This is a genomic window from Rossellomorea sp. RS05 (assembly GCF_039822645.1).
GTDB classification, from domain to species: Bacteria; Bacillota; Bacilli; order Bacillales; family Bacillaceae_B; genus Rossellomorea; species Rossellomorea marisflavi_B.
The window spans coordinates 247,370-263,143 of sequence record NZ_JBDKWY010000006.1 but is presented as its reverse complement, the minus strand read 5'-3'; the positions used below and the strand labels follow the sequence as shown (position 1 = coordinate 263,143).

Here is a 15,774-nt window from a genome sequence, read left to right as displayed (position 1 = left end):
TTGTTTCAAATACATACAGAGGTGATCAGTCTTTCACACCGCCGATGGTCAATCCCTTAATGAAATATTTCTGGAAGAATGGATAAGACAAGGCGATCGGCAGGGTCGCAATGACGACCATGGCCATCCTTGCAGAATCCTGCGGTATCGACTTCAAAATGGCACTGTTCTGGTTGGAAAGCATGGCATTCTGCTTAATGAAGTCCATGTTATTCTCGATCCGCATCAATAGGGACTGAAGCGGGATCTTGTTGGGATCATCAATGAATAGCAAAGCATTGAACCAGTCATTCCAATACGCGAGCGTACTGAAAAGGGCGATGGTAGCAATACCCGGTATGGATAACGGCAATACGATCGTGAGGAAGATCCTCATCTCTCCTGCACCGTCAATTCTGGCTGATTCGAGAATGGCCTCCGGCACTGAACGAAGGAAGAATGTCCTCATGATGATAATGTAGAATGCATTCACGGCCATCGGAAGGATGAGGGCCCACATCGTATTCTTCAGATCAAGGAACTGAGTCATGACGATGTAGAACGGGACCATCCCCCCGCTGAACAGCATGGTGAAGAAGGCAATGAATGTAAACTGTTTACGGAACTTGAATTGCTTGCGCGAGATAGCGTAGGCATACATGGAGATGACCGTCACGCTGAGGAAGGTCCCCACTACGGTCACAAAGATGGTGACACCATAGGCCTGTAACACTTGGGCCTTCATATCCCACAGATACTTATATGCATCCAGGCTCCACTGCTCCGGAATGAGCTGATAGCCATTCTCCGCAAGGGATTGCTCATTGCTGATGGAGATAATGATGACGTACAGGAACGGGAAGATGCACATGAAGGCAAAACTTCCGAGCAGCACATGCATGAGGACGCTTGTCTTACCTGTGAAGCCATAGGGGTTATACGATTTGGGCTTCTTGACGGCCGGCTTCCCCTTAAGTCCGGCCTCCGTGGTCTTGGTCGTCGTTTCCACCTGACACACTCCTTTCGTTCAGATTAGAAGAGGGCATTGTCTTCGTCGATCTTCCTGACAATGTAGTTGGTGATCAAAATGAGGACGAATCCGACAGTGGCCTGATAAAGACCTGCGGCTGTGCTCATCCCGATATCCCCCATGGTCATGAGTCCGCGATAAACATATGTATCAATGACATTTGTAACGGAATAAAGTGGCCCGGAATCGCGTGGGATCTGATAGAATAATCCAAAGTCCGCGCTGAAGATGCTTCCGATGTTCAAGATGGTCAGGATGACGATAAGCGGCATGATCATCGGGATCGTCACATGGCGGATTTGCTGCCACTTGTTCGCGCCATCGATCATGGCGGCTTCATAATGCGTCCGGTCAATCCCTACAATGGCTGCCAAATACACGATCGAACTGAATCCGACCCCTTTCCACTGACTGATGAACGTGATGAAATATGGCCAGTATTTGGGCTCGTTATACCAGGAGACGGGCTCGATGTTGAAGTAACCGAGTACGCTGTTAAACAAACCCCTATCGACGCTCAGGAAGGCGAAGACGAAGTAGCTTACGACCACCCAGGAAAGGAAATGCGGGAAAAGCATGCCCGTCTGGTAGATTTTCGCCAGCTTCTGCTTGGTGATTTCACTAAGAATGATGGCTACTGCTACGGATAAGATTAGGCCGACGACAATGAAAAGGATGTTATAAAGCAGGGTGTTCCGCGTAATGACGAATGCGTCATTCGTGCTGAACAGGAATTTGAAGTTTTCGAATCCTACCCATTCGCTCGTAAAGACGCTGGCGAAGAATCCGTCCGGGTGGAACCGGAAGTTTTTGAAGGCGATCACTTGACCGAACATGGGAATGTACTTCATGACGATCAGCCAGATGAGGCCCGGCAGGATCATTAAAAGCCAGATCCGGTTGTCGTATAGATCTTTGAAAAATTGTTTGACTCTGTTCATGTTTCTCCTCCCCTCGGTGCTATACTCTCATTATATGAAAACCCTTTCATTTGAAATAGTTGAGATATCTTAGATTTACTGGTCAAAGTAAATAGTTGTTTTTTTCAGTTAAAGGAATGGTAGATTAAGCTTTGGAATTTCAACCTTTTGTTCCGCGATGAGTGCAAAGGTTAAGCCAATTATCTTCACCTGTTATGGAAAACTTTCAATCTACTTTCCTATTTCATAACGTCGCAGAGATCTGTCTAACGACTATCATCTCTCCTTTCCCTATAAAAAAATCCCTTTCACAAAAGGGATCAAACTCGCTGCTTCCTCCATTCTGAAGGAGTGGCATTTTCGTATTTTTTAAACTGCTTATAGAAGTAGGTGGCGTCGGTATAGCCTACACGTTTACCGATTTGGCCAGCTTTCTCATGAGAATTCAATAAGAGCTTTTTGGCCCGGTCAATGCGAAGTTTATTCAAGTACTTGGTGAAAGAGTCCCCAGCTTCCTTCTGGAAGAGCTGGCCAAGGTAGATTGGATTGATGTGGAAGCGATGGCCCAACGTTTTGAGGGACATATCCTCCGAATAATGTTGATGGATATACGTCAGGACCGTCTGGATGATCGGACTTCTCGTTTCTTCTCCTTGACCTGCTCCTTCCATTAAATCCATACATGTATCAAGAAGCCTCATCGCATCCTCTTCTCCATCAATATGGAGGATTTCATGGATGATTTGCACATACTGACCGTATTCCAAAGATAGGAGGAAACGACCTTTCATCTGGAAGAAGGTATCAAGGAAAACACTTTTCAATAGGAAAGGGTCAGAGGCGAGCTGAATGAAGACGTTACCGAGTTCCTCGCGTACGCGTCCATACTCCTCGTTTGCCAGCCCCTCGAGCATCTCCGGCTTCAAATAGTTCCTGACATCGATTGTCTTGATGGATGGAGAGAGGATCATATCCTCTGCCAGATGTTGCTCCTGGTCGGGAAGGATCATCTTTAATTCACTCGCACGCTCCAGCTCCTTCATCACTCTCGGGGTTTCGGCAATCTCTTCTACTCTTCCACTCGTCACCATGATTCCTTTGCTTTCTTCTACAATCGGAATGATCCGTTCTTGCTCGGACTCAATATGAGCAGGGTCCCATACGATCATCAAGTCCCCATGTGGAGTGGTAACGCAGATGGATGGTCCGGATTCTATCTGTTTTTGAACCTTTACACTGTCACTGTCTTCGACTTTCAAAAGCCCGAGATGAAAGGGTACCGGGAGAGCCAATTCAGGATAGAGTGCCAGCCTTTCCTGAAATTCACGGAGGGGCATCTTCCCCATCATGTACCTCCAGATGGAGTGATCCCGAAGGATGAGAATTGATTCCTCTCCAAGATCCTGTTGATCGAGTTTATCTTTTATATGAAGAAGGGAGGAGACCAGTTCATCTTCATTCACCGGCTTCAATAAATAGTTTTCAATTCCCAGGACGAGCCCCTTCTTAATTAAATCAAACTCCTGGAATCCCGAAAGGACGATGGCTTTCACTTCCTCCTGTTCTTCCTTCAGTGCTTCAATGAGCTCGAGCCCCGTCATTTCCGGCATTTTTATGTCGGTGATCAGAACGTCGAATGCAATCGTCCTGGATAGTTCCAGAGCTTCTCTGCCGTTTCTCGCTTTGGCCACCACTTCAAATCCAAGGGACTCCCAATCCAATAGATAGGTCAGTCCATCCAAAATTAATGGTTCGTCGTCTACAATCATCACCCGGATCATTTATTGCACCTCTTTCATGAATGGTAAAGTGATCTGTACGGTCGTCTTTACACCCGCTATGCTTTTTATCTCCACCCCGTATCCTTGTCCATATTTCAGTCGGATCCGGCGATGGACATTCCCCACACCTATGGAGCTGGTGGATCCCACTTCCTCCTTTAACCTTTCCATGATGTTGTGAAGTCGATCCTGTTCAATCCCGGTACCATTATCTTCAATAATGATTTTGGCCGTATCGCCCATTTTATGGATCGAGACACTCAAGTGATTATCCTGCCTATCCCTCCTGAACCCATGAATCAAAAAGTTTTCGATGAAGGGCTGCAGGATGAAAGGTGGTAGATAAAAGGACTTCAGCTCCTCTTCTACATACAGTTCAGTTGTCAGCTGATCAGGGAAGCGGACCTTGAACAGCTCGATGTATTGATGGGCATGATTGATTTCATCTTCTACGGGTACCAGGTCTGCGGATTTTAAGGAGTAGCGGAACAGGTGGGCAAGCTGTACGATCATTTTTGCAGACGTCCGCCCTCCTTCAGATAGCGACTTCATGCGGATTGCTTCCAACGTATTGTAGAGGAAGTGTGGGTTGATCTGTGCCTGGAGGTTGGCGAGCTCCGCTTCTGTCTGCTTCAGTTTGGAACGATACACTTTATCGATGTAATCATTCAGATCGTCCAATGTCTTATTGATGGTGTGCGAGATGTCAGTGAGATCATCGTCTACATGTGTCGTCTCGATACGTGCGTCAATGTTCCCTTCCTGGACCTCCTTCATCTTGTTCATGATTTCATCCAATCGCTTGGAGTACCCCCTGAGTGCAAAGTAAGGAAGGATGATGGCTATGTTCGTAAGAAGGATCAAGAGGAAGAAGATCGTCGTTTTATACGTAAACAGCTGAGCGATCTCTTTCTCAGGTACGATGGCCGTCACCATGTGCCCGCTCACCGGCTCTATGGCAGATTGAATATAATACCGGCCATTGTCGTCCACCTTCTTTTGCACGGCACTATAAGAAAGATTATCGGTGAGGGATTTAGAGACTTTTCCATAGCTATACAGAATGTCCCCCTCCTCATTCGTGATGATAAACGCGCTTTTCGCAGGCATATCCGTGAGGGTGAGGAGACCGTCGATGGAGTCGTACCCGAAGTACACCATCGCTTTCCCAAGACGGTCCATGGAGACAGGATCATTGATCTGCTCCTCCACGACAAACATATCTTTAGGCTCTGATGGTTCATCGGTAATAGGAGATGCTCCTTCTTTATAGTGATTCCCTTGTTTCCACCGGCTGTGGTCGAATAGATATATATATTCTGTACCCAGACTTTCATTCCGGATCCGCAGGGCGATCGATTCAGGGTCTCTGGAAAAATAGTTCTTCACGAAGATATCAAAGTTGTATGGGACGAATGAATCACTGTTGGAAAACTTATCGAGCCGGTAGCCGATATAGTCTTGATAGTCATGCTGCAGGGCAAATGCCAGATCTTCGATGAGGGGCTGCTCCTGATACAGTTGCTGGATGCCCTGTCTTACGAACTGATGCTTGCCCTGCAGCTCCGATTTGATTTCGTTGATGATCGTTTCCTGGCGGTCGATTTCCCTTTGAACGATAAAATCAGAATAATAGTCTGTCAGAAAGACAAACAAGACGGTCATCGTCAGAAAAATGATTAGGGAGTATGTAAGAAAGACCCGGTAAAACATCCTTTTGCTGATACGTCTAATCGGCTGTAACGCTTTCATTTCATCACTTCCTCATCAAGGTAAAAAGGGAACAGGAGCTGTGAGCTCCTGTTCACCCTGAAATCACTTTTCCAGTTCGATTGTTTTTATTTCATATGGGTGGAAGGTGAGGTCGATTGGACCTGACGTGTATTCCGAAAGATACTCATCTTCCATGAGGTTCACTTCCCGCCATTTCCCCGCGTCCATGTCGATCCTGCAGGACGCGGTGGCTCCTTCCATTTCATGAAGGCGCACGATCAGCGTACCCCGTTCTTCTGCCTTCTTGATCGTATCGACGATGACACCCGTGCCGCTGATGGAGAGTAGAGAGCCGGTAAACTCCTCGGAGACCGTTCCCTCCATGACCCTGATGGGCGCATTGAGGTAGGTGGCTTCCCTTTCCACATCATGCTTGGCCGTCTGTCCCGCGAATGGATACAGGGAGTAGACAAAATGGTGTTGACCGATATCCGCCTTCGGATCTGGATAGATCGGACCTTTAAGAAGGGAGAGGGCCATGACATTGTCTTTAATCGAGTAGCCGTATTTGCTGTCGTTCATGAGGCTGACGCCATAGAATGGTTCTGAAAGGGCCGCCCACTTGTGAGCGACGGATTCGAAGCGCGCCACATCCCAGGACGTATTCCAGTGGGTCGGTCGTTTGACGTTCCCGAACTGGATATCATAGATGGCTTCCGTCGACCGTATCGCTACGGGGAATTCCACCTTGAGGAGCTGTTGACGTGCTTCCCAGTCCACATCCGTTTCAAAATCGATCCGTTTGGAATGGGCATAACAATGGATCCGCTGAATGATCTTCACCTGCGGGGCTTCCCACGTGAACTCGATGGTCGTCTGCAGGGGCCCATTATCAAGTATAGTACAGTCCTTCAGTAAATCAATAGACTTGGATTTTTCCATATAATAGAGATCAAGATCCCAGGCATCATGGGCCATCGGCTTATCTTCATAGAGTTTCAGGACATTCCCTGCACGTCCCGGCTCGATCATTTCGCGCCCTTCCGCTTTATCGAATATGCTTGTGAATTGACCTTGTTCATTCCAGGTTAATCGATAGAATGGCGTTTCCCATGATCGATGGGTAAGGTCAATTTGACTCAAAGGAGATTCCTCTGAAGGACTTGCTCCCGTCTCGGTCAGCGTGCCATATGCAAATGCCTTCACATCCGGCACCAGTACAAGCGTGCCCCCTCCTGACAAGGGTTGGGTCTGTACCGGTTTCCCCTCGTGTTCATAGGAGCCGTGCTCACCCGGGACTGTCATCAGTACAGGTGCTGTGTATTGATGGGGATGCATGAATGACCAGTTCTGCTTTCCACTGATGATCTGTGATTCCAATTGGGAGACAACCTCGTTTTGGATGATTCTCGCCTCTTCATACTCACGGTGGGCGTCCTCATAGACTTCCGTGATGGAGGAGCCCGGGATAATGTCATGGAACTGATTGAGGAGGATCTTTTTCCACCCTTCTTCTAGTGCCACCCCATCATATCGCTCCCACCCGTTCAGCAAAGCATGCCAGGCAGAAAGGAACTCCGCTTCCCTGTAGGACAGTTCAAGCTTTCGATTCTGTTCTTTCATCCTGGCTTGGGATGTGTACGTTCCACGATGGTACTCGAGGTACAGCTCACCATCCCATGTGTGTACATACTGATCGGTTCCATCCACGGTCTCGTGAAGCTCTTCAAAAAACTCCGAAGCATGAGTCGATTGAACAAAGGGCATGCCAGGCACATCAGACAGCTTCCGCTTCATCTCGATCATCTCGCGGTTCACTCCGCCCCCACCGTCCCCATAACCGTAGGCCAGGAGCAGATTCCGGTTCACGTCCTTATCCCGGTATTTCTCCCAGATGCCCTTCACCGTCTCACCCGTGAGGAGTCCGTTGTACGTATAGAACCAAGAGTCTGCAGGTCTGCCCGGCTCAGGGGTCGTAATGAAGTGGGTCAGGATCTCGGAGCCGTCGATCCCCCGCCACCTGAACGTATCGTGAGGCATGCGGTTATACTGATTCCAGCTGATCTTGGTGGTCATGAAGGTATCAATCCCTGATTTCCGCAGAATCTGCGGGATCGACCAGCTGTAGCCGAAGACATCGGGAAGCCAAAGCGTGCGATTCCGACGATTGAATTCCTTCTGGAAAAAGGCCTTTCCATAGAGGAGCTGCCGAATGAACGATTCACCTGACGGGATGTTGCAGTCGGCTTCTACCCACATGGAGCCTTCCACTTCCCATTGACCTTCTTCGACCTTTTTTTGAATGGCAGCGTAAAGCTCAGGCTCTTCCTCCTTTACCCATGCATACAGCTGCGGTTGACTCTGAATGTAGGTGTAATCCGGGTACAGCTCCATGAGGCGGAGAACAGTTGAGAATGTCCTTTTCGCCTTCTCCTTTGTATGTTTGGTACGCCACAACCAGGCAAGGTCGATATGGGAATGACCGATTGCATGGACCGTCACCTCCGAGTGCTTCTGCCACTTTTTCTTCTCGGCTTCCAGCACAGCCGCTGCCTTCCTGACGCTTTCATAAAAATACTCTCCCCGATCGGTCCAGTCAATTTCGTAAAATACCCTGTTCAGGAGGGCAATCAAATTCGAGCGCACACCATCATGTTCATCCAGCTGCTTCACCGTTTCCAAGATGGCTTTGGTTTTGAAATAAAAATCATCCACCTCACCATCAAGGAAGCCCCACCACGCTTCTTTCAACCGGTAGTATTGCTCAGACGGGTTCCCACCGCCTTCAAGACCCGACCATAGCTGAATCGTGATATCGAATCGTTCCCCCTCAGGAAGGATGACTTCACGGTGATTGGAATCCACTCCCTGAAACGGCCGTCCGTTCAGGTAGAGAAGTGATTCGAACCCGGAGTTGTTCCCGCCACCGGTTCGCCCGAGATCAAGATAAAGCACTGCACTCCGGTCATCTTCGGGTACATGTAGAGTAGTGTGAAGCCACACATACCGGTCCCGTCCGGACCACGTATCGTGTACATTCATTTTTCCTTCGAAATGGGTTGGATGGAGATTCTCTTCCCCCTGCTTCGGTTCGTGGACGCCAAATGGGCCGAGCCACCTGCAATCACGGTACCGAAGTCGATCCAGTTCGTTCAGTCTATTTTCGATTTTTTGGATTGAATAAAACATATGGACCCTCCGTTATGAAGTGTGATGTGATTGGGCAAGAGGGCTTTCCGGAACATGGATGCCCAGCTCACTCAGGATGAATTCACTGAACATCGAGTTCGCCCATGCAAACCAGTCGCGTGTGAACTCTTCCGGACGATCGGCATCAAAGCCTTCATGCATGAAACCTGTTCCCCCATGGGTGTTCTTGAACATATTCACGATTGCGTCCCGCTCTTTCCTGGAGATGGCCGTCATCCCCTGAACCGCCAGGCCGATATGCCAAATGTAGTGATCCGGGGTATGCGGGCTGCCGATTCCGGAAGCCTTTTTGCCTTCGTAATAGTAAGGGTTGTGACGGCTGAGGATGAAGTTTCGCGTATTCACGTACGTCTCATCTTCTGCGTCTGCATACCCCATATATGGAATTGCCATGAGGCTGGGTACGTTCGCATCGTCCATCAGGTTATATCGTCCTGAACCATCTGTTTCGAACGAGTAGATCTTCCCGAATTCCGGATGATCCACTACGGCATGTGCTTCGATGCCATCGCGTATTTCACGACCGAGTGCCGCCATCTTCTCACCCAGATCAGATTCTCCCATCGTAACGAGCATTTCCTTCGCATAGTCGAGGACAACGGCTGCGAACATATTGGCAGGCACAAGATACCCGTATAGGCAGGCATCATCACTCGGACGGAATCCGGACCACGTCATGCCTGTCGGGACGGAATAGCCGCCCCTTCCGTCGCGCAACAACGTATCGGATACGCGGCAGTCATCACGTTGGAACCGGTAAAGGGAGTTTTCTTCATGGTCCTGCTCCACCCTCCATAGATCATGGATCACAGCAAGGACTTCCTTAAGCGTCTCATTCAGGACCGTCTCGTCCCCCGTTGCCTTCCAGTATAGATAAGTGAGCTGAATCGGATAGCAGAGGGAATCCACCTCGTACTTACGCTCCCAGATCCATGGGGTCATGTCGGTGTGATCCTGTTGATGCCCTTTGTTGTCCGCTGTCCTGTTGAACGCATTGGCATAAGGGTCCATGAGGATGTACTTCCATTGGCGCTGGATGACTTCCTTCAGCATGGAGGCGATTTCCCTGTCCTCTTTGGCCAGGATCAAGTAGGGACGGACCTGTGCAGATGAGTCACGGAGCCACATGGCCGGAATATCGCCTGTGATCACAAAGGTCCCCTCTTCGTCCTTCTTCAATGTGGTCTGATACGTATTCAGGAAGCATTTTTCAAATAACGCATATACCTCCGGATCGTGCTCGTAAGCTTTCTTGACCTTCTCCAATATGTGTTGAAATGAGGCTGGTATCACTTGTTCTGTCATCGTCTCCACTCCTTATTCTTCATCAATGATCATGGTGATGATCTCATATGGTCGAACGTTGCATGTCGCTTTTCCTGTACCGATCTGTTCCTTCTTTTCTTCAAGTATGGTAGAACGGTAGAGCACGCTGCCCTCTACGGTTAACAACTGTTCCTCTGCTGTCGGATTGAACCAACGGACAATGATCCCAGTTCCCTTAAGTAATGGTTTGATGGCCGTAAGCGTTAGGGAGTCTCCTGTCCACTTGAAGGGGGCTTCATCCCTTGAGCCGTTCCCATCATTCCGCTCGACCTGAACCACCGTCGGATCGATCGGATAGCTGTACGCTCTGTTATACATGTTGGATTCAAGAACCGATCCTGCATGAGGAATGATCATGAAGGATGCCGATTGCTCCCCGATGCACTGTGCTTCCGGAGTATCGAACACACCCCAGTCACCCAGTTCCCCGACAGATCGAAGCAAGGTGATCTCCATGACGTTTCCTCCTGTGATCTCGTATTCATGGAGACCGATGCCTGCCACCGTGAGACCCTTCACCCCGTCATCAAGACTGGCGAATCGTTGCATATGGTGGTCGAATGTCGGATTCGCCCACTGCCTTTCCGGTTGATTGGGACGCTTGACGATTTCGAAGATGCTGTCCGCATAATGATGGTCATTTCCCTTGCCGACCGGGAAACGGGCGCGGGTACGGTGATCCCTTACCTGATTATCCATCTTCACATCCACCTTCAGCCCCTCTGCTCCTTTCAGGAGGGTGAGGGTCGTCGTGATCGGGAATTCCCTCAGCTCTTCTGATCGCGCTGAAGTCCGCTCCGGGTGCCATACCAAGTTTTCACGTTCTTTCTGGAGATGTTCATGTGCGCTTTTCGGGATGATCATGGTTGTGCGGATCTCAACGATGGATTTGTATGGGGTATCCGTGACGACATCGATAGTAGACAGGGCATCTTCCGTCGTAAACCTGAGGCGATCGCCGGTTTCCTTGAACATGTATTCGTTTCCGATATCACCGCTATCCTCATAGACGCCGAGATTCGGATACTCATAGCCTGTACGTTTATCCACGAGGCTATAGCTTCCATTCTCATGGATCGTAACCAGAAGGTTGCCGTTTTCAAGCTGACGCTTCTCCTCGTTCCACATCCCTTTCTCCACTACTCTTTCATCTGAAGGAATGAGGTGTACCACTTCATAGCCGAGAGCCGTCGTGAAGTCGATGGGGAACGTGATGCTGATCTCCCTGCCGTAGTAAGGACGCCTGAAGCCATCACGCGGCAGATCATATCCGAAGGAAACGCCATGGTCCTCTACTTGAACCGGGATCAACGTTCCATCAGCTCGCTCCAATGCATATACCGGAAGCTCACAACCTTTTAATAACCCAGGGATCTCACGGAAATCCCTGTCGCTGAAGTAGATCTTATCCACCATAACCTTTTGGGTGATCACCCGGGATGATGCTTCCGTATGGAAAAGGATAAGGGGGACGGCCAACGGATCGGCATGCCCGGTATCAAGACCTGACGCCATGTCGCGGAGCTGCTCATGGATAAAGCGCTGGGCTCCCTTCTCCACCTTTTCGAATCGCGTCACCATCTCCCTGTGGACTTCATCGATACTGCACCCGCAGATGCTATCGTGTGGATGATTCTCCATGAGGAGCTTCCAGTAGTATTCGGAGAAATCCCGATGCAGATCCCGATCGCCCACAAGAACCCCGAGGGGTTCAAGCACTTTCTCCAGCAGCAGCTGGCAGCGGTCGTTCGCCTGTTTCAAATAGATGCGCGCTGAAGCCGTGTTCACAAGCGTTGACCAACCATCGGTCTTTTGATTCCTCAGCTCCCCACGGATCGTTTGCAGATCATCGGGCAGCTCGTTTTTCACTTCGTCTATGTATGCTTTGAAGCTCGAATGCTTAAACGTTACATCCGGCATGAGTTCGTTGGCGACTTCAATGGCCGTCGTAATGTCTGCCTGCAGGGGTTGATGATCGCATCCGTTCATATACAGAAGCTGGGAGGTCGAGGCAAACCGCTCCGATTCCGCGAGCTTCTTCTCCCAATAGGCCCTCGCCTCTTCACGGTCTGAAGGAACTTCATTTCCATTCGAGTACCAGTTGGCAAACAGGATCCCGAGCACCTGCGATCCATCGGGCGCTTCCCAAACCATTTCGGAGTAAGGGGATGAGAACTCATCATGGTGCACCTGATTATTAAAGCCTGTCGGGGTCACACCTCTTCCAAAGGCAGCTGTATCTATACTGGCCTGTTTCAGAAGCTGGGGTGCCTGACCGTAGACTCCGAATGTGTCTGGATAATATCCGAGATACCCGTCCTGCCCCCACTCTGCCGTATCCTTCATCCCATAAAGGAGATTGCGGACATTTGCCTCGGAACTGGTAAGAAAGGCATCCTGAAGAATGTACCACGGGCCGACAATCAGCCGCCCCTCCCGGATATACGCCTTCACTTCAGCTTCCCTTTCCGGCCGGACGCCGAGGTAGTCATCTACCATGATGGTCTGCCCATCAAGATGGAAACTATGAAAATCAGGATCTTCCTTTAATTTCACAAGAAGATCATCGAACAGTTTGACGAGATAATATTTATGTTCTTCCAAGGACATATACCACTCCCTGTCCCAGTGAGAATGGGAGATGATATGGGCCGTCTTCTTCATCATGCTTTTCCTCCTGTCGATGCAAATTGGGTATAGCGGTTCATAGATACTTTCATGATCCAGTAGGCCGGCATGACGCCCAAGGCAAATGGAATCAATCCAGGCATCTGATAGATGAGATAGCCGACCATCGCGAGGCCGATTGTGATGACCAGATTCTGCTTGAAGCTGATCAGGGTGAGGATGAACGGCTGGATCAAATAATGTTTGATCGACTGCTCAAAATGAACGTAGTACGGGAAAACATATAGAAATGAAAACACATATAGGATAGAGAGGAAGAGGATGATTGCCGTGCTGAACAACACGAAGATCCCTTTCAGCTGGGTAACGAGATATAGATCCAGGGCAAGGAACACACCGATTGACATATAAATCCATCCAATTGCATTCGTCTTCCAGAAATGCTCCTTATAGTAGCGATGATAGCCATCGTAGATTGGCTCCTCAAGACCACCCTTCAGCCATCTTCTCGTGGTAGCGAACATGGCCGTTGTGGCAGGAAAGAAGCCCAGAACGACTCCACCAAGAAGGATATGCATGAACCAGATCACATTGAGCTGCATCGTCTTCCAGATCCAGAGGCTCGCTTCTGTGAACAGACTTCCCAAGCGATTAAACATGTACATCCTCCTTTCCGTATGCCTTTCTCCACACATAGGCTGCGCCTATGAGCTGAGCCTGGTCCAAATGGGTACAGATCTCCACAGTCGGCTTCACCTTTGCAATCGGCTTGGCCCTCATGACAAGATCAAGCTCAGTCTGCAAACGCTGAAGGAAACTCGGCTGTCTTGTGATGCCTCCACCCACCAGGATTTTCTCGGGATCAAGCATATATTGAAGATTGAATATCCCGACAGCCATGGTATGGAAAAACTGTTGAAGGGAGTTCCCTGCTGCTACATGACCCTTTTCAGCCTCCTCGAACACACGCGAGCCGGTCCATGCGACTCCATACGGGGGCTCATCCTTCATACGCTTCGTCAGGGCAAATGATGATCCACGTTCACTCCACGTTTCATAGCCTTCCATCAGGGAATAACCGAATTCTCCACCATGGAGGTTCGCTCCCTTATGCAGGCGACCGTTGATGACGATCCCTCCGCCGATCCCTGTGCCACACACGATGCAGGCAAACGTATCACAACCGGCACCAGCCCCGCTCCACTGCTCTGCAAGGGTCGCACAATTGGCGTCGTTCTCCATTGTGACCGGCAACCCGTATCGTTCGCGGAATAAAGCACGCAGATTCACGACATGGATGAAATTCACCGCACTATGCCCGAGGACAAAACCAGCATCTGTTACGCTGCCTGGAGAACTGATGGCGATTCCCTCTATATGATAATTTCTCCGCCATCTTCCTAGAACCTGATCCACATGAACGCTGAATTCCTCTACACTGACAGGCGTCGGAACCTCCTCTTTCAGGACAATGTTAGCTTGACTCGTGACCAAGGCGAATTTCGTGAACGTCCCACCAATATCAATGGCGAATAGATGGTTCATCACATGCCTCCTCTCCCGGTAATCGATTCGATTCCGCCAGTTTCCTGAACCAGTCAGCACTCTTCTTTTTCCTGCGTTCGCCACTATCAAGATCGAACTCGACAAGCCCATAGCGGTTTTTGTATTCATTGAGCCATGACCAGTTATCAATATAGGTCCATACATGGAATCCATAGCAATTGGAGCCTTCACGTATCCCCTTATGGAGCCATTTCAGGTGCTCTTCGAAAAACTCGATCCTGTACTCATCCTGGATGAATCCCGCCTCGTTCCTGAAACGGTCTTCCCCCTCGACCCCCATACCGTTCTCAGCGATGAACCAAGGAATATTTCCGTATTCATCCCGGATCTGAATCGCGATGTCATAGATCCCCTTTTCATAGATCTCCCAACCACGGTGCGGGTTCATCTTTCGATCAGGCCACTCGTAAGGAAGGAAAGAACGATCTAAGACATGCTCAGCGCTCTCATCCCCTGCCTTCACCCGTCTCGGCTGATAATAATTCACCCCTAGGAAATCCACAGTATGGGCTTTGATCAGCGCCAGGTCATTGGGGTACATGTTGACATGGATGCTTTCATTCCGGATGAACTCACATAGGACATCCGGATATTCGCCCTTGACGACTGGGTCAAGAAAACTCTTGTTGAATAGCGCGTCTGCCAGTTCAGCAGCCTTCACATCCTCTACATTCTCTGATTTTGGATAACTCGGTGTCAGATTCAGTACGATGCCGATCCTTCCCCGGTGCTCATTCTTCCGGAAAGCCTGTACCGCTTTGACATGGGCAAGCAACGTATGGAACCCAGCCTGACAGGCTCTCTTGAGGTCGAACACACCGGGCAGATGCTTGTCATTCAAATAGCCCATCTCTACAGGGACAATCGGTTCATTGAAGGTCACCCAGTCCTCGACCAGATCACCGAAGCACGCAAAAGCTTTCTCTGCATAAACAGCGAACATCTCAGCGGACTCTCGAATATCCCAACCGCCTTTTTCATACAGCCAATACGGCATATCAAAATGAAAGAGATTCACCACAGGACGGATGCCTGTGGCAAGCATCCTTTCGAACACATCACGGTAAAATCCCACTGCTTCCTCATTCAACGTGTGACCGTCCGGCAGCAGTCTCGTCCACGAAATCGATGTGCGATAGGAATTGAACCCGAGCTCTCTCATCAGTAAAATGTCCTTCTTATACTTGCTATAAAAACCCGTTGTTTCCTCTGGGCCGATCCGTTGATAAAATACGTGAGGCTCTTCCTGGAACCAGTGATCCCAGACACTCGGAGACTTCCTACCCCGGCTTGAAGCTCCTTCCATCTGAGGTGCCGACGAGGCTGCCCCCCACATAAAACCTTTCGGGAATTCCATAATCCCCACCCCCTTAGAAATCGCTTACATTTTCTCTTATCCCTATCATATAGACAAAAAATCAACCATGGAACTGCCTGGCTGGAAGTCCTTTAATAAAGGCAGAAAAACTTTAATATGGACAGTTTATGAGAGCGAATAGGTGGCACCCAAGAAAAAAAACCTTCCGCCATAAGCGGAAGGTTCACTTTGATTACTACACATATTTCTAGAACGTCATGTTCTTGGAGACACATAGGGGACGGCACCTGTGCGTCATTTTTG

At 49.4% G+C, this 15,774-nt stretch carries 10 protein-coding genes; all 10 read right to left on the bottom strand.

Translation table 11 applies throughout. The annotated features are described in order from the left end of the window. Positions 1-25: 25 nt before the first annotated feature. A complete protein-coding gene (locus ABJ225_RS16200) occupies positions 26-880 on the bottom strand; it encodes a carbohydrate ABC transporter permease (protein WP_082139787.1) in 855 nt (284 codons plus the stop codon). Positions 881-1,011: 131 nt separating this feature from the next. Continuing rightward, the gene (locus ABJ225_RS16195) at positions 1,012-1,950 is read right to left on the bottom strand and encodes an ABC transporter permease (RefSeq protein ID WP_048006490.1); all 939 of its coding nucleotides are present in this window, start codon (positions 1,948-1,950) and stop codon (positions 1,012-1,014) included. Between the two features lie 299 nt (positions 1,951-2,249). After that, positions 2,250-3,710: a response regulator transcription factor gene (locus ABJ225_RS16190; protein ID WP_347321083.1), complete on the bottom strand. Its 1,461-nt coding sequence runs from the start codon at positions 3,708-3,710 to the stop codon at positions 2,250-2,252. Continuing rightward, on the bottom strand, positions 3,711-5,462 hold the full coding sequence (locus ABJ225_RS16185) for a sensor histidine kinase (protein WP_347321082.1): 1,752 nt from the start codon (positions 5,460-5,462) through the stop codon (positions 3,711-3,713). 63 nt (positions 5,463-5,525) lie between these two features. Continuing rightward, positions 5,526-8,612, bottom strand: a complete 3,087-nt coding sequence (locus ABJ225_RS16180) for an alpha-mannosidase (protein WP_290031956.1) — start codon at positions 8,610-8,612, stop codon at positions 5,526-5,528. Between the two features lie 12 nt (positions 8,613-8,624). Beyond that, positions 8,625-9,938: a glycoside hydrolase family 125 protein gene (locus ABJ225_RS16175; RefSeq protein ID WP_290031955.1), complete on the bottom strand. Its 1,314-nt coding sequence runs from the start codon at positions 9,936-9,938 to the stop codon at positions 8,625-8,627. Between the two features lie 12 nt (positions 9,939-9,950). Further along, complete coding sequence (locus ABJ225_RS16170) at positions 9,951-12,626, bottom strand: alpha-mannosidase (RefSeq protein WP_347321081.1); 2,676 nt, start codon at positions 12,624-12,626, stop codon at positions 9,951-9,953. After that, entirely contained in the window at positions 12,623-13,246 is a 624-nt protein-coding gene (locus ABJ225_RS16165; protein ID WP_056538790.1) for a YesL family protein, read from the bottom strand. The genes ABJ225_RS16170 and ABJ225_RS16165 overlap by 4 nt, the downstream gene beginning before the upstream one ends. Next, positions 13,239-14,132 carry an ROK family protein gene (locus ABJ225_RS16160; protein ID WP_290031953.1) on the bottom strand — a complete coding sequence of 298 codons (894 nt, stop codon included), beginning with the start codon at positions 14,130-14,132 and terminating at the stop codon, positions 13,239-13,241. The genes ABJ225_RS16165 and ABJ225_RS16160 overlap by 8 nt, the downstream gene beginning before the upstream one ends. Further along, on the bottom strand, positions 14,110-15,510 hold the full coding sequence (locus ABJ225_RS16155) for a glycoside hydrolase family 1 protein (protein ID WP_347321080.1): 1,401 nt from the start codon (positions 15,508-15,510) through the stop codon (positions 14,110-14,112). Before ABJ225_RS16155 ends, ABJ225_RS16160 begins: the two co-directional genes overlap by 23 nt. Between the last annotated feature and the right edge of the window lie 264 nt (positions 15,511-15,774).